Below are 17,258 nucleotides of genomic sequence, written 5' to 3'. Positions count from 1 at the left end.
TCACGGCCGGGCGGCGGCCCCGGCGGGGCCGCCGCGGGGGGGGGGGGGGGGGGCGGCCGCCCGGGGGGGGGGGCCGGGGGGGGGGGGGGGGGGGGGGGGGGGGGGGGGGGGGGGCCCCCCCCCCCCCCCGGGCCGCCCACCCGGCGGTCGAGTGCGGTCAGTCCTCGAACGTCGCCGCGAGGGCGTCGGCCAGGCCCGGCACCAGGTCGGCGCCGGTGAGGACCTCGGTCGGCGAGTCCTTCTCGCGCAGCCGGACGGCCGACTCGCGGGCGCCGTCGCGCAGCACGGCCACCGTCATCCGGACCTCCTGGCGGTCCGGGTGCTTGGCGACCCACGCGGCGAGCTGCTTGTCGTTCATGCCGTGGGGCACGGACCCCTCGGCGGACGGCGGGAGCATCAGGCGCTCCACCGTCAGGGCGCACCCCGCCACGGCCTCCGGCCAGGCGATGGTGCCGAGGAACTTGTCGAGAGCGGTGCCGGGCGGCAGCTCCTCCTGTTCGATCGGGGTGAAGGACGACGACGTGGCCGGCGCCTCGTCGAGGCCGAGCTGGGCGGCCAGGCCGGGCTCCTGGGTGCGGAGCTTGGCCGTGTCGACCAGGGCGAAGAGCCGGGCGGGCTGGTCCCAGCCCAGCCCGGAGGCGTACTCGTCGATCTCGAGCACGGCGCGGGTCAGCGGGCTGGCGGCCATGGGGGTGCTGGGCTCGTGCGAGCCGGGAAGGTTCGAACCGGTATTGCTGGACATGGTCAATATCGTGCCCTGAGAGAGCCCGAAATCGGGAACCGAGTAAAGCCTCGGTAAGTTGCCACAGTGGGTCCGGCCATCACCGGGCCCGGCTCCACGTGCGGAACACCGCACGGAACAGCTCCATCATCAGCCCCACCAGCAGCTCCACCCAGAGCTCCATCGACAGCGAAACTTCGAGGTGCGCACCTTGGCTTTCCAGATGCCGGACCGCGGCGGAGGCCCGTCCGGGCCACGGATCAGAGTCGGCCGACCGTCCCGGCGCGTCCGGACCCTGCTGATGACCTTGGGCGTGCTGGCAGTGCTGGCCATGCTCTTCGTCATGTTCGCCGGGTTCTGGACGGACTGGCTCTGGTACCGCTCGGTGGACTACTCCTCGGTCTTCACCACCACCCTCGGCACCAAGATCGGCCTGTTCGCCGTCTTCGGCCTGCTGATGGCCGTGGCGGTGGGGGTCAACATCTGGCTGGCCCACAAGCTGCGGCCGCCGCTGAGCGCGATGTCGATGGAGCAGCAGAGCCTCGACCGCTACCGGATGAGCGTCGCCCCCTACAAGAAGTGGGTGCTGCTGGCGGTCACCGCGCTGGTCGGCCTGGTGGCGGGCGCCTCGGCGGCCGGGCAGTGGCGCACCTGGCTGCAGTGGGTCAACGCGGTCCCCTTCGGCCAGAAGGACGCGCAGTTCCACAAGGACATCTCGTTCTACACCTTCGACCTGCCCTGGTACCGCTTCCTGCTGAGCTTCGGCTTCGCCGCGGCGGTCCTGTCGCTGATCGCCGCCGCGCTGGTGCACTACCTCTACGGCGGGCTGCGGCTGACCAGCCCCGGCGGGCGGGCCACCAAGGCCGCCACCGGCCACCTGTCGGTCCTCCTGGGCATCTTCGTCACCCTCAAGGCCGTGGCCTACTGGCTGGACCGCTACGGGCTGGCGGTGAAGTCCAGCGGGCTGAAATCGGCCGACGGCTGGACGGGCCTGCGCTACGTGGACGCCAACGCCTATCTGCCGGCCAAGACGATCCTCTTCATCATCGCGCTGATCTGCGCCGTGCTGTTCTTCGCGACGCTGTGGCGGCGCACCTGGCAGCTGCCGGTGATCGGCTTCGGCCTGATGGTGCTCTCGGCGGTGCTGATCGGCGGGCTCTACCCGGCGATCGTGCAGAAGTTCCAGGTCCAGCCCAATGAGCAGGCCAAGGAAGCGCCGTACATCAAGAAGAACATCACCGCGACGCGCGAGGCCTACGGCATCGACGGCTCGAAGGTGAAGGACTACGCGGGCGCCAGCGACATCAAGGGCAAGGACAAGGAGAAGCTGCGCGCCGACGCCGCCTCCACCGCCAGCCTGCGCCTGCTCGACCCGAATGTGGTCTCCCCGGCCTTCCAGCAGGAACAGCAGGTCCGCGGGTACTACCAGTTCCCCTCGACCCTGGACGTCGACCGCTACAAGGTGGACGGCAAGGAGCAGGACACGGTCATCGGTCTGCGCGAGCTGAACCTCAAGGGCATTCCCGAGCGCAATTGGATCAACGACCACTTCAAGTACACCCACGGATACGGCGCCATTACGGCGAAGGGCACCTCCACCGACAAGGCCGGCGCCCCGGACTTCACCGAGAAGAAGCTCCCCACCGAGGGCATGCTCGGCACGTACGAACAGCGCGTGTACTACGGCGAGAAGACCACCCAGTATTCGATCGTGGGCGGTCCGCAGAAGGAGCTCGACCACCCCAGCGACCAGGGTGAGACGAGCTACAGCTACAAGGGGAAGAGCGGCGTCAACCTCTCCAACCCGGTCAACCGCGCCGCCTACGCGGTGGCCTTCGGCGAGCCGCAGATCCTGTATTCGGGCGCCATCGGCAAGGGCTCGCGAATTCTGTACAACCGCACCCCGAAGGAGCGCGTCGAATCGGTCGCCCCGTGGCTGACCATCGACGGCGACGCCTACCCGGCCGTGGTCGACGGGCGCATCCAGTGGATCGTGGACGCCTACACCACGAGCAACGGCTACCCGTACGCCTCCCGGACCACGCTGGGCGACACCACCGCCGACTCGCTCACCACCGGTCAGCGCGCGGTCGTGGCCCAGCAGAACCAGGTCAACTACATCCGCAACTCGGTCAAGGCGACGGTCGACGCCTTCGACGGCACGGTCAAGCTGTACCAGTGGGACGCCAAGGACCCGGTGCTCAAGACCTGGATGAAGGCCTTCCCCGGCACGGTGAAGGCGAAGAGCAGCATCAGCCCCGCGCTGATGGATCATCTGCGCTACCCGCAGGACCTGTTCAAGGTCCAGCGCGAGCTGCTCACCCGCTACCACGTCACCGACCCGGGCACGTTCTACACCGGCAGTGAGCGCTGGCAGGTGCCGGACGACCCGACCAACGAAGAGGGCAACGCGGTTCCGCCGTACTACCTGAGCATGAAGATGCCGGACCAGCAGAAGCAGACCTTCTCGCTGACCACCACCTTCACGCCCAAGAACCGGCCCAACCTCGGTGCCTTCATGGCCGTCGACGCCGACGCGAAGAGCTCCGGATACGGCAGCATCAGAATTCTGAAACTGCCCTCCGAGACCACGGTCTGGGGCCCCGAGCAGGCGCAGAGCAAGTTCAACGGGGACACCCGCGTCGCCGACCAGATCAATATCTGGAAGCGGGGCGATTCCAAGGTCGAGTACGGCAATCTGCTGACCGTGCCGCTGGAGGGCGGGCTGCTGTACGTCGAGCCGGTCTACATGCGCGGTACGGGCTCGAACTACCCGCTGCTGAAGAAGGTCCTGGTCAACTACGGCGAGAAGATCGCCTTCAGGGACACCCTCGACGAGGCCCTGGACGAGATCTTCGGCGAGAAGGGCGCGGACGCGCCCACCCCGCCGCCGCCGAGCGGTGAGCCCACCAAGCCGCCCGTCCAGGACGCGACGGTCAAGCAGGCCGTCAAGGACGCCCTGAACGCCTACGAGGCGAGCCAGAAGGCGCTCGACAACAAGGACTGGGCCGCCTACGGCAAGGCCCAGAAGGAGCTCAAGGAGGCCCTGGACCGGGTGGCCAAGGCCGAGGCCAAGGCCGGCGGCGAGGGCTCGAAGCCGGGCAGCTAGCCGGGGGCCCGCCCCGCGCCGTGGTACGGTTGTTCCACAACGGCGCGGGGTGGAGCAGCTCGGTAGCTCGCTGGGCTCATAACCCAGAGGTCGCAGGTTCAAATCCTGTCCCCGCTACTCAAAGACAAGGCCCGGAGTTCTCGGACTCCGGGCCTTGTCGTGTGCCCGGGAGCCGCCAAGTCCCGCTCGGGCGGCCGCAGAACACGCGTCCGGCGCCCGGCGCGCGTGGTCTGTGCGGGTTGTGTGCGGGGGCTTTGATTAGAGTTTGGAGCACCGCCGTGTCGGGAAGTCGGGAAGTCGACAAAACGCTGAAGTGACCTCACTGGCTGCGGTATTCCAGGTGTACGCAGGTTGCGGGAGTGCGACGATGGGACTTATGGGGGACAAGGCGAGGCTGTTGGAAACACGTCGGCTTGTAGGAGCTCCCGGAGACGGGAGCGATCAGGACGACCAGGACCCGTCGTCGTACGGCCCGGGGGAGGGCTCCCCGGACGCCGACTGTGCCACCGACGCGGCCGACCTGGAGCTCGAGACAGCCCGCCGCCGTGCCGCCGAGTCCGGTGACCCCGCATCCCTGAGCATGCTCGGCGCCCTGCTGCTGCGCCGCGGCGACCTCGACGGCGCCGAGCGCCACCTGCGCGCCGCCACCGCCGAGGGCGACCGCTCCGCGGCCAACAACCTCGGCGTGCTGCTGCACCAGCGCGGCTACCCCGACGAGGCCGCCGGCTGGTGGCGGGTCGCCGCCGTGGCCGGCTCCGCCCCCGCCGCGCACGCCCTCGGCCGCTACCACCGCGAGCGCGGCGACGAGCCCGCCGCCGAGTACTGGCTGCGCCAGTCCGCCGAGTCCGGGCACGCCCTGGGCGCCTACGCCCTGGCCGACCTGCTGGAGCACCGCAGCGACGTGGGCGCCGAGCGCTGGTTCCGCTCCGCCGCCGAGCGCGGGCACCGCGAGGCCGCGTACCGCCTGGCGCGGATACTCGACGGCCGGGCGCCCAAGGCGTCGGGCCTGTCCGACGGCCTCGGCGAGGGCCTCGGCCCGTCCCTCGCCGCCCGGCCCGGCGGCCCCGACACCTCGGTGCGCGAGCTGCGGGCGGCCGCCGCCAACGGCCGCCGCCAGGACGGCCCGGCCGGCGAGGCCGAGCAGTGGTACCGCCAGGCCGCCGCCCGCGGCCACCGCCGCGCCGCCCTCCACCTGGGCACCCTGCTGGAGGCCCGTGGCGAGACCCAGGAGGCCGCGCGCTGGTACCTGACCTCGGCCAAGGACGGCGAGCCGCGCGCGGCCTGCGCCCTCGGCTTCCTGCTGCGCGACGCCGGGGACACCGACAGCGCCGCCGTCTGGTGGCGCCGCGCCGCCCAGGAGGGCGACGGCAACGCCGCCAACGCGCTGGGCGCCCTGCACGCCGACCGCGGCGAGTCCCAGCAGGCCGAGCGCTGGTACCGCACGGCCCTGGACGCCGGTGACATCAACGGCGCCTACAACCTCGGCCTGCTCTGCGCCGAACAGGGCCGCACCGCCCAGGCCGAGCAGTGGTACCGCCGCGCCGCCTACGCCGGGCACAAGGAGGCCGCCAACGCGCTGGCCGTGCTGCTGCTCCAGCACGGCGACTCCGCCGGCGCCGAGCCGTGGTTCTCCAAGGCCGCCGAAGCCGGCAGCGTCGACGCCGCCTTCAACCTGGGCATCCTCTACGCCGGCCGCGACGAGGAGCAGCTGGCCCTGCAGTGGTACGAGCGGGCCGCCGCCGCCGGGCACACCGACGCCGCCCTGCAGGTCGCCATCGCCCTGCTGCGCGAGGGGGACGCGGAGGACGCCGAGGCGGCCGAACGCCACCTGCGCGTCGCCGTGCGCGGCGGCAGCGCCGAGGCGGCCTTCCGGCTCGGCGCGCTGCTCGACCGCGACGAGAGCCGCTTCGACTGCGAGGAGTGGTACGAGCGGGCCGCCCGGCAGGGCCACCGCCGGGCCCAGGTGCGCCTGGGCATGCTGGTCGCCGAGCGCGGCGACGTGGTGGCGGCCGCCCACTGGTACCGGGCGGCGGCCGAGGCCGGCAGCCGCAACGGCGCCTTCAACCTCGGGCTGCTGCTCGCCCGCGAGGGCAGCGAGCAGGAGGCGGCGATGTGGTGGGCCCAGGCCGCCGAGGCCGGGCACGGCCGCGCCGCGCTGCGCCTGGCGCTGCTCGCCGCGCGCCGCGGCGACCTGGCCGAGGGCCGTCTGTGGTGCGCCCAGGCGGTCCAGCTGGGCCCGGCCGAGGTCGCCGAGCGCGCGGCGCGGCTGCGGGACGCGCTGCAGCAGGAGCTCACCGCGTAGCGGACGCCGCACGGAACGTCATCGCGCGGGCAAAGGGTTTGCCCGCGTGGTCACGGGCAGGTTAAGGTGGAATCACCGACGCGGGGTGGAGCAGCTCGGTAGCTCGCTGGGCTCATAACCCAGAGGTCGCAGGTTCAAATCCTGTCCCCGCTACTTGATGACGAAGGCCCGGATCCTCGAGGATCCGGGCCTTCGTCGTGTCATGCCGTGACGCAGTCGGGACAGATGCCGCGGTAGGTCACCTCGACCGCCGAGACCTGGAAGCCGAAGCGCTCGTCGGCCGGGAGGTCGGCCAGCAGGTCCCCCGAGGGGTGGACGTCTCGGATCGTGCCGCACCGGGAACACACCAGGTGCTGGTGGGCGTGGTGGGCGTTGGGGTCGTAGCGCTTGGCGCGGCCGTCCGTGCTCACCTCGAGGACCTCGCCCAGCGAGACCAGCTCGCCCAGCGTGTTGTACACCGTCGCGCGGGAGATCTCCGGCAGCAGATCGGCCGCCTTGGCGTGGACTTCGTCGGCCGTGTAGTGCACGTGGTCCCCGTCGAGCACTTCGGCGACGACGCGCCGCTGCGCGGTCAGCCGCCAGCCGCGGCCGCGGAGCCGTTCCAGCAGGTCACTCATGCCATTCACCTATCAGTCAGATAGGACCAGCGTAGCAGCGGGTCTCGTCCATCCATGGAATCAGTATTTCTGTTGTTCTCATCTTGACTTAGACCAAGTCCAATGTAGGATCGATCTCGGTTCAGGGCCACGGCAGTGAACCGGACAGACCATCTGACGACGGAGGCGTACGTGACCACGGCGAACGGCGAGGCGGCAATGACGACGGGCCCGCTGACCACGGAGTCGGGAGCTCCGGTCGCGGACAACCAGAACAGCGAGACGGCCGGCCTCGGTGGCCCCGTCCTGGTGCAGGACCAGCTGCTGCTCGAGAAGCTCGCGCACTTCAACCGCGAGCGCATCCCGGAGCGCGTGGTGCACGCCCGCGGCGCGGGCGCCTACGGCACCTTCACCGTGACCGCCGACGTCACCCGCTGGACCCGGGCCGCGTTCCTCTCCGAGGTCGGCAAGCAGACCGAGACCTTCCTGCGCTTCTCCACGGTCGCCGGAAACCTCGGCTCCGCCGACGCGGTGCGCGACCCCCGCGGCTTCGCGCTGAAGTTCTACACCGAAGAGGGCAACTACGACCTCGTCGGCAACAACACCCCGGTGTTCTTCATCAAGGACGCCATCAAGTTCCCCGACTTCATCCACACCCAGAAGCGCGACCCGTACACCGGCTCGCAGGAGGCGGACAACGTCTGGGACTTCTGGGGCCTGTCGCCCGAGTCCACCCACCAGGTGACCTGGCTCTTCGGTGACCGCGGCATCCCCGCCTCGTACCGCCACATGAACGGGTACGGCTCGCACACGTACCAGTGGAACAACGAGGCCGGCGAGGTCTTCTGGGTCAAGTACCACTTCAAGACCGACCAGGGGATCGAGAACCTCGCCCAGGAGGACGCCAACCGGATCGCCGGCGAGGACCCCGACAGCCACCAGCGCGACCTGCGCGAGTCCATCGAGCGCGGCGACTTCCCGACCTGGACCGTGCAGGTGCAGATCATGCCGGCGGACGAGGCGGCGAACTACCGCTTCAACCCCTTCGACCTCACCAAGGTGTGGCCGCACGAGGACTACCCGCCGATCGAGATCGGCAAGCTGGAGCTCAACCGCAACCCCGAGAACGTCTTCGCCGAGGTCGAGCAGTCGATCTTCTCGCCGGCGCACTTCGTGCCGGGCATCGGTCCCTCGCCCGACAAGATGCTGCAGGGCCGCCTCTTCGCCTACGGCGACGCCCACCGCTACCGGGTCGGCATCAACGCCGACCACCTGCCGGTCAACCGCCCGCACGCCACCGAGGCGCGGACGAACAACCGCGACGGCTACGCCTACGACGGCCGCCACGGCCGGTCGAAGAACTACGAGCCCAACAGCTTCGGCGGCCCGGTCCAGACCGGCCGGCCGCTGTGGCAGCCGATCTCCGTCACCGGCGCCACCGGTGAGACCGCCGCGCCTTCGCACGCCGAGGACAACGACTTCGTCCAGGCGGGCAACCTCTACCGGCTGATGTCGGAGGGGGAGAAGGAGCGCCTGATCGCCAACCTGGCCGGCTTCATCGCCAAGGTCTCGCGCGACGACATCGTCGAGCGGGCGGTCAGCAACTTCCGCCAGGCGGACCCCGACTACGGCAAGCGGCTCGACGCCGCGGTCCAGGCCCTGCGCGGCTGAGAAGCCACTGGACGCTTGCCGTACGAACCGGAGAGGCCGGACGCCAATGGGCTCCGGCCTCTCCGGCCTTTCCCGCGCCGTGCTCCGGCTCCCGCCCCGCGCCCTACGCGGTCAGCGCGTCGGCGTGTTCCCGGTCGCGCCGGCGCTCCCGTCCCGGCAGCCAGCAGCGGATGATGTCGCGCACCGACACCACGCCGACGGCCTCGTGCCCGTCCAGGACGATCAGGTGCCGGAACTCGCCGCGCGACATCGCGGCGGCGGCTTCCTCCAGGGTCCACTCGGGGGCCGCGAACACCACGTCGGTGGTGGTGTGCCCGTGCGCCGTCTCGCGGTCGGGATCCTGGCCCGCCCCGACCGCGTTGAGTATGTCGCGCTCGGTCAGTATCCCGAGCCCGCTGGTGTCGGGGTCGAGGACGACCGCCGCGCCGATGCTGCGCGCCGACATCAGCCGGGCCGCCTGCCGGAGGGTGTGTGCCGGGCCGATGGTGAGGACCACCGTGCTCATGGCGTCGCGGACGAGCATGGCTTGCGCCACCTCCTTCGTGGACTGCGCGTCGGCCCCGTCCGCCGTGACCGTGAACCATGTATTTCCGGACAGGGTTCACAAGTTCACAAGGGTCGGGGTTGCCAGAGTGACACGCTGTCGCAGGGGTCGACAAGGTCCACGAGGCATGGGATTTTGCCGAATTTTTACGACTGCCTTGCTGGTTTAAGACCGTTACGGCCGCAGATAGCCGAGCAGTTCGTCGTGCAGCAGCCCGTTCGAGGCGGCGGCGTTGCCACTGTGCGGGCCGGGACGCCCGTCCAGTCCCGTGAACCGGCCACCGGCCTCCTCCACGATGACGACGTTCGCCGCCATGTCCCACAGCGACAGCTCCGGCTCGGCGCAGATGTCCACCGAGCCCTCCGCGACCATCATGTACGGCCAGAAGTCGCCGTAGCCGCGGGTGCGCCAGCAGTCGCGCGTCAGGTCCAGGAAGCCCGGCAGCATCCCGCGCTCCTCCCAGCCGGACAGCGACGAGTACGCGAACGACGCGTCCTCGATCCGCCCCACCCGCGACGTCCGCAGCCGCGTGGCCGAGAGCAGGCTGCGCCCGGTGTAGGCGCCCGAGTCCTTCGCCGCCCACCACCTGCGGCCCAGCGCCGGCGCCGACACCACCCCGACCACGGGGTGGAAGCCCATCTGACCCTGGTGTTCCCCCTGCACCATCAGAGAGATCAGCGTCGCCCACACCGGCACGCCGCGCACATAGTTCTTGGTGCCGTCGATCGGGTCGATGACCCACTGGCGCGGCCCCATGCCCTGGCTGCCGAACTCCTCGCCCAGCACGGCGTCGCGCGGCCGGGCGCGCTGGAGATGACCCCGGATCAGCTCCTCGGCGGCCTTGTCCGCCTCGCTCACCGGAGTCATGTCCGGCTTGGTCTCGACCTTCAGGTCGAGAGCCTTGAACCGGTCCATGGTGGCCGCGTCGGCGGCGTCCGCCAGGACGTGGGCCAGGCGCAGATCATCGTGGTAGTCCGACATGCTCCGCACATTACCCCTGGCCAAGGCCAGGTCACGCGCGGCGCGACCTGCCGGGACTCTTGACACCGTCTGTCGGCCCGTCAATCCTGTGCCCTGGCCCCAACCGTCGTGCGGCCGTACGGCCGGGGAGGCGACGATGCCCGCGGCACGAGAACTCTTGCTGGACGCGGCGTTCACTGCGCTCGGCGCCAGGCCCTGGCACGGGGTCCGGATGGTCGACGTCGCCGCCGCGGCCGGGGTCTCCCGGCAGACGCTCTACAACGAATTCGGCAGCAAGGACGGACTCGCCCGCGCCCTGGTGCGCCGCGAGTCGGACGCCTTCCTGGCCGGGGTGGAACGTTCCCTCGCCGACACCGCCGGCCGTCCGGGCGCCGACGCCGGGGACTGCTGCGCCGCCGTCGCCTTCTGGACGCTGCGCACCGCACGGGCCAACCCCTTCGTGCGGGCCGCGCTCACCGGCTGCCGCGGCGACCGGCTGCCACCGGCGGCCGCGCCGCCCGTACCGGCGCCCCGCACCCCGCAGGGCCTGCGCCCGGCCCGCGGCACGGCCTCGCCGGCGGCGCTGGCCGAACGGATCCGCGACAGCGCCCTCGAGGCCGTCGGCGCGCTCGGCGGCCCCGGCCGGCAGCACGCGCCGCCGCAGCCGGCCCCGGACGCGATGCGACGGGCCTGCGAGGCGGCGGTGCGGCTGACGATGTCCTACGTCGTCGCCCCGGCCGCCTCCGACGAGGAGGCGGCGGAGGAGGTCGCCCGGCTGGTGAGGGCCCTCCTGGGCGCGGCGGCCGTGGATCAGTGGGCAGAGCCCGACAGCTGAAGCCCGATCACCCCCACGATCACCAGCGTGATCGACACGATCTTGAGCGTGGAGACCAGGTCCCCCAGGAAGACCATGCCGTAGATCGCGGTCCCGGCGGCGCCGATGCCCGTCCACACGGCATAGGCCGGGCCCACGTCCAGCTTCCGCAGAGCCAGCGTCAGCAGACCGAAGCTGCCCAGCGCGAAGCACGCGAAGGCGATCGTGGGCCACAGCCTGGTGAAACCGTGGGAGAGCTTGAGACAGACGGCGAAGCCCGTTTCCAGCAGTCCGGCGACCACGACCAGCAGCCACGCCATCAGATTGCCTCCCGTTTCACGGACCGCCCCGCCGGCCCCGGTGCTCCTGATGCACTTGCCATTGGCGGTCACTCGCAAACGTAGGCGATCAGTCGCCTTCGCGCCGCTCCCTTGTCGCGAGCAGCCGGCGCAGCGAGTAGAGCCGCTGCGGATCGGCGTGGCCGTCCTCGACCCACTGGTCCAGGGCGCAGTCCTGCTCGTCGTGGCTGCACGCGCGCGGGCAGCCCTCGGTGCCGGGCTCCAGGTCGGGGAACGCGTGGATGACCCGCGAGGGATCCACGTGGTGCAGCCCGAACGACCGTACGCCCGGGGTGTCGATGACCCAGCCGGAACCGTCCGGCAGCGGCAGGGCCAGCGCGGAGGTGGTGGTGTGGCGGCCGCGGCCGGTGACCGCGTTGACGTGGCCGGTGGCCCGCTGCCGGTCGGGCACGAGGGCGTTGACGAGCGTGGTCTTGCCGACGCCGGAGTGTCCGACGAACGCGGTGATCCGCCCCGCCAGCCGCTCGCGCACCCGGTCGGCGGCCTCGCCGTCGGCCAGTTCCTCACGACTGGTCACCACGTACGGCACGCCCAGAGCCCCGTACGACGTCATCAGCTTCTCCGCCGGCGCGAGGTCGGACTTGGTCAGCACCAGCAGCGGCTCGAGGCCCGCGTCGTAGGCGGCGACCAGGCAGCGGTCGATCAGCCGGGGGCGCGGCTCGGGGTCGGCGAGGGCGGTGACGATCGCCAGCTGGTCGGCGTTGGCGACGACCACGCGCTCGTAGGGATCGTCGTCGTCGGCGGTGCGCCGCAGCACGGACTTGCGCTCCTCGACGCGGACGATCCGGGCGAGGGTGTCCTTGGCGCCGCTGAGGTCGCCGACGACCGCGACCCGGTCGCCGACCACGGCGCTCTTGCGGCCCAGCTCGCGGGCCTTCATGGCGGTGACCGTCCGGTCGTCGACCAGGACGGTCAGCCGGCCGCGGTCGACGGTCAGCACGAAGCCCTCGGAGGCGTCCTCGTGCTTGGGCCGGATGCTGGTGCGGGGGCGGTTGCCCTTGCGGTTGGGGCGGACGCGGACGTCGTCCTCGTCGGTGTGCTTGCCGTAGCGGCGCATGGTGCTTCCAGGGTCTCTCAGATTCTCGGCACCGTCGTCGCCCCCGCGACGGGACCGAGCATCCCGGTCCACAGCTCCGGGAAGTCGGGAAGGGTCTTGGCGGTGGTCGCCACGTTCTCCACCTGCACACCGTCGACGGCCAGGCCGATGACGGCGGCGGCGGTGGCCAGCCGGTGGTCGTCGTAGGTGTGGAAGACACCGCCGTGCAGCTTGCGCGGGCGGATGCGCAGGCCGTCCTCGGTCTCGGTGACGTCGCCGCCGAGCTCGTTGATCTCCTTGGCCAGGGCGGCCAGCCGGTCGGTCTCGTGCAGCCGCAGGTGCGCGATGCCGCGCAGGACGGACTCGGAGTCGGCCAGCGCCGCCACCGCCGCGATGACGGGGGTGAGCTCGCCGACCTCGTGCAGGTCGGCGTCGATACCGGTGATCCGGCCGGTGCCGGTGAAGGTCAGGCCCGCCTCGGTGAGCTCGCAGGAGCCGCCCATGGCGGTGAAGATCTCGCGCAGCGCGTCGCCCGGCTGGGTGGTGCGCTCGGGCCAGTCCGGGATGGTGACCCGGCCGCCGGTGACCAGGGCGGCCGCAAGGAAGGGCGCGGCGTTGGACAGATCGGGCTCCACGACCAGGTCGCGGCCCAGCAGGGCGCTGGGGGAGACCCGCCAGACGTTCGGCTCGCCGCCGGACTCGGGGGTGTCGACCTGGGCGCCGGCCGAGCGCAGCATGTCCACGGTCATGCGGATGTGCGGCATCGACGGCAGGACGGGGCCGGTCTGCCGGACCTCGACGCCCTGGTTGAAGCGCGGGCCGGAGAGCAGCAGGGCGCTGACGAACTGGGAGGACGAGGAGGCGTCGATCTCCACCGGGCCGCCGTCCAGCGCCCCGGCGCCGTGCACGGTCAGCGGCAGCGCGCCGCGGTCGTTGTCGTCGATGCGGGCGCCCAGGGCGCGCAGCGCGTCGATCACGCCGTGCAGGGGGCGCTCGTAGCTGCGCGGGTCGCCGTCGAAGCGGACCGGGCCGTCGGCCAGGGCCGCGACGGGCGGCAGGAAGCGCATGACGGTGCCGGCGTTGCCGACGTCGACGGTGGCCGGGCCGTGCAGCCGGGCGGGGATCACCCGCCAGGCCTCGCCGGTGGTCTCCGGGCCCCCCGCGACGGAGCTGGACGAGACCGTCTCCTCGATGCCCACGCCCATGGCGCGCAGCGCCTCCGCCATCAGCACGGTGTCGCGCGAGCGCAGCGGGCGGCGCACCCAGCCGGGCTCGGCGGCCAGGGCGGCCAGGACCAGGGCTCGGTTGGTGACCGACTTCGACCCGGGCACGGTGACGGTCGCGTCGACCGCTCCGGTAGCGAGCGGGGCGGGCCAGAGGTCGGGGTGCGCGGGGCTCTCGGTCATGCCCTTACCTTACTGAGGTTCTGCCCATGGTTCGGTCCGGGCGCAGGCGGTCACAGCCCGAGCAGCCAGCGCCCGCCGCCGGTCAGCGAGCACAGCGTGACCACGTGGAACAGCCCCAGCCACACCACCGCCGGGACGTTGGTCAGCCGCGCCAGCTGGTCCGCGTCGGAGTCCGCGGCGCCACCGCGCCGGCGCTTGCCCTGCAGCTCGAAGGGCGGCCGTACGCCGCCCAGCAGCAGGAACCACACCACGCCGTAGGCGAACGCCGCCTGGACCCCGGGGCCGCCCAGCCAGGACACCAGCACGAACGCCGCGCCCGCGACCACCACGGTCAGCGCCCCGTAGGCGTTGCGGATCATCACCAGCATCGCGGCCAGCAGCGCCGCCGCGCCCCACAGCAGGACGGTGACGTGCCCGGCGGCCAGCAGCCAGGCCCCGGCCAGGCCCAGCAACGAGGGCGCCGTGTAGCCGGCGGCGGCGGTCAGGACCATGCCGATGCCGGTCGGCCGGCCCCGGGAGACGGTCAGGCCCGAGGTGTCGGAGTGCAGCCGGATGCCGTCCAGGGTGCGCCCGCTGAGCAGAGCCACCAGCGCGTGACCGCCCTCGTGGGCGATGGTGATGGCGTTGCGGGTGATCCGCCACACGCCGTGCGGGGTGACCGCGGCCAGCGCGACGAGGGCGGTGGCGGCTATGAGCCAGACCGAGGGGTGCGACTGGGTGCCGAAGACGCTCGAGGAGCGGTCCCACAGGTCGGTGGCGGTGGTGCTGTTGTCCATTTCTGAGCCGCTCCTAGCGTCTTCGTGGCAGTGTGGCACTCATGTGCGGTCGATATGCGGCGAGCCGGCGGCCCGAGGACCTGGCCGGGCTCTTCGAGGTGGAGAAGTGGGAACCGGAGGAGACGCTGGCTCCGGACTGGAACGTGGCGCCGACGAAGAGCGTCTACGCGGTGCTCGAGCGTCCTGTGAAAGACGCAGCGGACCCCCGTCCGGTTCGTCAGCTTCGTGCCCTGCGCTGGGGGCTGGTGCCCTCGTGGGCGAAGACGCCGGAGGGCGCGGCCCGGATGATCAACGCGCGGGCGGAGACGGTCCACGAGAAGCCGTCCTTCCGGCGGGCCTTCGGGGCGCGGCGCTGCCTGCTCCCGGCGGACGGCTACTACGAGTGGGTCACCGGGGCGCAGGAGCGCGAGCTGGAGGAGAAGGGGCGCCGCAAGCGCGCCCGCAAGCAGCCGTACTTCGTCACGCCCGCCGACGGCTCGGTGATGGCGATGGCCGGGGTGTACGAGTTCTGGCGTGACCCGACGCTGCCGCCCGACCATCCGCGGGCCTGGTGGGCCACGTGCTCGGTGATAACCACCGAGGCCGACAAGGAGCCCTTCGCCGGGGCGGGGGAGGGGGAGCCCGTGGAACGCGGGGAGCCCGCCCGTCCGCACTCGCTCGCCGAGATCCACCCGAGGATGCCGCTCGTCCTGCCGCCCGACCGCTGGTCGGCGTGGCTGGACCCGGCGCGCACCGAACCGGAGGAGCTGCTGCCGCTGCTGGCGCCCCCGCCCTCCGGCCTGGTGCGGGCGTACCCGGTCACCACCGCGGTCAGCGACGTCCGCAACAACGGGCCCGAGCTGACCGAGGAGCTCGCGGCGCCCGAGGAGTCGACGCTGTTCTGAGCGGTGCCCGCGGCAGGATGGTCGGGTGACCACACGCATCGCACAGACCGTTCAGGACGTGCCCACCCCCGCAGGGAGCGCCCGCGTCCACTGGCACCACGCGCCGCGGGCGCGCCTCGTGCTCGCCCTCGGGCACGGCGCGGGTGGCGGCATCGAGGCGCGCGACCTGGGGGCGCTGGCCGCCGACCTGCCGACCGACGGGGTGACCGTCGCCCTGGTCGAACAGCCGTGGCGGGTCGCGGGCAGGAAGGTCGCGCCCGCGCCCAAGGCGCTGGACGAGGCCTGGCGGGCCCTGTGGCCCGCGCTCGCCGAGCCGGGCCTGCCGGTGGTGGCGGGCGGTCGCAGCGCGGGGGCGCGCGTCGCCTGCCGCACGGCCGGGGAGCTGGGCGCCGCCGCCGTGCTCGCGCTGAGCTTCCCGCTGCACCCGCCGGGCAAGCCGGAGAAGTCCCGTGCCGAGGAGCTGACCGGCGCCGGGGTGCCCACGCTCGTGGTGCAGGGCGCCCGTGACCCGTTCGGCCGCCCCGAGGAGTTCCCGCCCGGCACCGAACCGGTCGCGGTGCCCCACGGCGACCACGGCTTCGCGGTGCCGAAGAAGGCGGACGTCACCCAGGAGGAGGCGCTGGGCGTGATCACCTACGCGGTCAGGACCTGGCTCAGGACGATCGGGAACTGAACCCGCGCGGCCTTCGCCCGCCGGGAATGATCCACGGGATGCCGCTGTTGTGTCCTCGTGTAAGCACCGGTGTAGACGAAGGAATGGGAGCTCCCCGCATGGGTTCGATCGCATGCCCGTCCCGCCCGCAGAGGGCCGCTTCCGGTTGGGCGGTCATGGGTGTGGCCCAGTCGGCCCTTGCCGGAGGGGCGAGCGGACCGGATCGTCGTCTATTCTCCGATTCGAGCGGGTCCGGTCCGGGTTCCGCCGTGGTGTTGGAGGAGGTGGGTCCGGTCACCGGTATCGATGCGGGGGCCGACGACAGCCGCGAGCGGGAGCCCGCCGAGAGCGCGGCGGAGCGCAACGCGCGGTTCGAGCGCGACGCCCTGACCTTCCTCGACCAGATGTACTCGGCCGCCCTGCGCATGACGCGCAACGCGGCGGACGCCGAGGACCTGGTGCAGGAGACGTATGCCAAGGCGTACGCCTCCTTCCACCAGTTCCGTGACGGTACGAACCTCAAGGCGTGGCTGTACCGCATCCTGACCAACACCTTCATCAACTCGTACCGCAAGAAGCAGCGCGAGCCGCTGCGCAGCGCGTCCGAGGAGATCGAGGACTGGCAGTTGGCGCGCGCCGAGTCGCACATGTCGACCGGCCTGCGCTCCGCCGAGTCCCAGGCGCTCGACCACCTTCCCGACTCCGACGTCAAGGAGGCCCTCCAGGCCATTCCCGAGGAGTTCCGCATCGCGGTCTACCTCGCGGACGTCGAGGGCTTTGCGTACAAGGAGATCGCGGACATCATGGGTACCCCCATCGGCACGGTGATGTCCCGGCTGCACCGGGGCCGTCGGCAGCTGCGCGGACTGCTGGAGGACTACGCCCGCGAGCGCGGTCTGGTCCCGGCAGGGGCCTCCTCCGCGCCGAACGGTTCCGACGCGTCGCACAATCGGAAAGGCTCGGACTCATGAGCTGCGGAGACCCGCACGAGACGGACTGCTCTGAAGTCCTCGACCACCTCTACGAGTTCCTCGACCACGAGATGCCCGACGGTGAGTGCGCCAAGTTCGAGGTGCACATCGACGAGTGCTCGCCGTGCCTGGAGAAGTACGGGCTGGAGCAGGCGGTGAAGAAGCTGGTCAAGCGCTGCTGCGGCCACGACGACGTACCGTCCGACCTGCGGTCGAAGGTCATGGGCCGGATCGACCTGATCCGTGCCGGGCAGGCGGTGCCCGATCAGGACGTGGTGGCCGAGGCCAGGGCGGCCGAGGCCGCGCAGCAGGACTGAACCGCAGGACCCCAGCGGCCGCCGCGCGCGTCCGGTCCTGCGATAGCAGTGATCCAAACCACCGCACCAGGGAACGTCACCCGAACGGACGGCGGATTACCCGGAGCGCGGTTTTCCGGCCTTCCATGAGCCTATTCTCC

General features: G+C 71.8%; 16 protein-coding genes and 2 tRNA genes. 10 read left to right on the top strand and 8 right to left on the bottom strand.

Going from position 1 to position 17,258, the window contains the following annotated elements:
- Positions 1–157 precede the first annotated feature (157 nt).
- Complete coding sequence (locus ACIG36_RS26200; RefSeq protein WP_399932544.1) at positions 158–742, bottom strand: PPA1309 family protein; 585 nt, start codon at positions 740–742, stop codon at positions 158–160.
- Between the two features lie 202 nt (positions 743–944).
- On the opposite strand from ACIG36_RS26200, the gene ACIG36_RS26195 reads away from it, so the two are divergent.
- The 4 genes from ACIG36_RS26195 to ACIG36_RS26180 all read left to right on the top strand — a co-directional run bounded on the left by ACIG36_RS26195 (position 945) and on the right by ACIG36_RS26180 (position 6,285).
- Entirely contained in the window at positions 945–3,830 is a 2,886-nt protein-coding gene (locus ACIG36_RS26195) for a UPF0182 family protein (protein WP_399933374.1), read from the top strand.
- Positions 3,831–3,873: 43 nt separating this feature from the next.
- Positions 3,874–3,947, top strand: a tRNA-Met gene (locus tag ACIG36_RS26190).
- Positions 3,948–4,197: 250 nt separating this feature from the next.
- Complete coding sequence (locus ACIG36_RS26185) at positions 4,198–6,132, top strand: tetratricopeptide repeat protein (RefSeq protein ID WP_399932541.1); 1,935 nt, start codon at positions 4,198–4,200, stop codon at positions 6,130–6,132.
- A 79-nt stretch (positions 6,133–6,211) separates the two neighbouring features.
- A tRNA-Met gene (locus tag ACIG36_RS26180) sits at positions 6,212–6,285 on the top strand.
- A 47-nt stretch (positions 6,286–6,332) separates the two neighbouring features.
- Here ACIG36_RS26180 and ACIG36_RS26175 read toward each other — a convergent pair.
- Entirely contained in the window at positions 6,333–6,749 is a 417-nt protein-coding gene (locus ACIG36_RS26175; RefSeq protein WP_399932538.1) for a Fur family transcriptional regulator, read from the bottom strand.
- Positions 6,750–6,947: 198 nt separating this feature from the next.
- Between ACIG36_RS26175 and ACIG36_RS26170 the strand changes: the two genes are divergently transcribed.
- Positions 6,948–8,399 (top strand): catalase, encoded by a 1,452-nt coding sequence (locus ACIG36_RS26170; RefSeq protein ID WP_399933371.1) that lies wholly within the window; start codon positions 6,948–6,950, stop codon positions 8,397–8,399.
- 103 nt (positions 8,400–8,502) lie between these two features.
- Here ACIG36_RS26170 and ACIG36_RS26165 read toward each other — a convergent pair whose 3' ends face one another.
- Positions 8,503–8,922 carry a cyclic nucleotide-binding/CBS domain-containing protein gene (locus ACIG36_RS26165; RefSeq protein ID WP_399932535.1) on the bottom strand — a complete coding sequence of 140 codons (420 nt, stop codon included), beginning with the start codon at positions 8,920–8,922 and terminating at the stop codon, positions 8,503–8,505.
- 195 nt (positions 8,923–9,117) lie between these two features.
- Complete coding sequence (hisN, locus tag ACIG36_RS26160) at positions 9,118–9,924, bottom strand: histidinol-phosphatase (RefSeq protein ID WP_399932532.1); 807 nt, start codon at positions 9,922–9,924, stop codon at positions 9,118–9,120.
- A gap of 136 nt (positions 9,925–10,060) precedes the next feature.
- Between hisN and ACIG36_RS26155 the strand changes: the two genes are divergently transcribed.
- Positions 10,061–10,738 carry a TetR/AcrR family transcriptional regulator gene (locus ACIG36_RS26155; RefSeq protein WP_399932529.1) on the top strand — a complete coding sequence of 226 codons (678 nt, stop codon included), beginning with the start codon at positions 10,061–10,063 and terminating at the stop codon, positions 10,736–10,738.
- Here the strand turns inward: ACIG36_RS26155 and ACIG36_RS26150 are convergent.
- From ACIG36_RS26150 to ACIG36_RS26135, 4 genes are all read right to left on the bottom strand, one after another.
- Positions 10,714–11,037: a multidrug efflux SMR transporter gene (locus ACIG36_RS26150; RefSeq protein WP_356700044.1), complete on the bottom strand. Its 324-nt coding sequence runs from the start codon at positions 11,035–11,037 to the stop codon at positions 10,714–10,716. The genes ACIG36_RS26155 and ACIG36_RS26150 overlap by 25 nt on opposite strands.
- Positions 11,038–11,125: 88 nt before the next feature.
- Positions 11,126–12,133, bottom strand: a complete 1,008-nt coding sequence (rsgA, locus tag ACIG36_RS26145) for a ribosome small subunit-dependent GTPase A (protein ID WP_399932525.1) — start codon at positions 12,131–12,133, stop codon at positions 11,126–11,128.
- A 17-nt stretch (positions 12,134–12,150) separates the two neighbouring features.
- Positions 12,151–13,518, bottom strand: coding sequence for a 3-phosphoshikimate 1-carboxyvinyltransferase (gene aroA, locus ACIG36_RS26140; protein WP_399932522.1), 1,368 nt, complete (start codon positions 13,516–13,518; stop codon positions 12,151–12,153).
- 50 nt (positions 13,519–13,568) lie between these two features.
- Positions 13,569–14,294: a M50 family metallopeptidase gene (locus ACIG36_RS26135; protein WP_399932520.1), complete on the bottom strand. Its 726-nt coding sequence runs from the start codon at positions 14,292–14,294 to the stop codon at positions 13,569–13,571.
- A 41-nt stretch (positions 14,295–14,335) separates the two neighbouring features.
- Here ACIG36_RS26135 and ACIG36_RS26130 point away from each other — a divergent pair, with 41 nt between their 5' ends.
- The 4 genes from ACIG36_RS26130 (at position 14,336) to rsrA (ending at position 17,118) form a co-directional block, all read left to right on the top strand.
- Positions 14,336–15,178 (top strand): SOS response-associated peptidase, encoded by an 843-nt coding sequence (locus tag ACIG36_RS26130; RefSeq protein WP_399932516.1) that lies wholly within the window; start codon positions 14,336–14,338, stop codon positions 15,176–15,178.
- A 25-nt stretch (positions 15,179–15,203) separates the two neighbouring features.
- Complete coding sequence (locus ACIG36_RS26125; RefSeq protein ID WP_399932514.1) at positions 15,204–15,851, top strand: alpha/beta family hydrolase; 648 nt, start codon at positions 15,204–15,206, stop codon at positions 15,849–15,851.
- Between the two features lie 263 nt (positions 15,852–16,114).
- A complete protein-coding gene (locus ACIG36_RS26120) occupies positions 16,115–16,801 on the top strand; it encodes a sigma-70 family RNA polymerase sigma factor (RefSeq protein WP_399933369.1) in 687 nt (228 codons plus the stop codon).
- Positions 16,798–17,118 carry a mycothiol system anti-sigma-R factor gene (gene rsrA / locus ACIG36_RS26115; RefSeq protein ID WP_399932512.1) on the top strand — a complete coding sequence of 107 codons (321 nt, stop codon included), beginning with the start codon at positions 16,798–16,800 and terminating at the stop codon, positions 17,116–17,118. Before ACIG36_RS26120 ends, rsrA begins: the two co-directional genes overlap by 4 nt.
- Positions 17,119–17,258: the final 140 nt, after the last annotated feature.

Origin of the sequence: Streptomyces sp. NPDC053048, assembly GCF_044547045.1 — a bacterium.
Taxonomy (GTDB): Bacteria; Actinomycetota; Actinomycetes; order Streptomycetales; family Streptomycetaceae; genus Streptomyces.
Note: the sequence above shows the minus strand (reverse complement) of the source record. Positions and strands in the feature narration are given on the sequence as shown.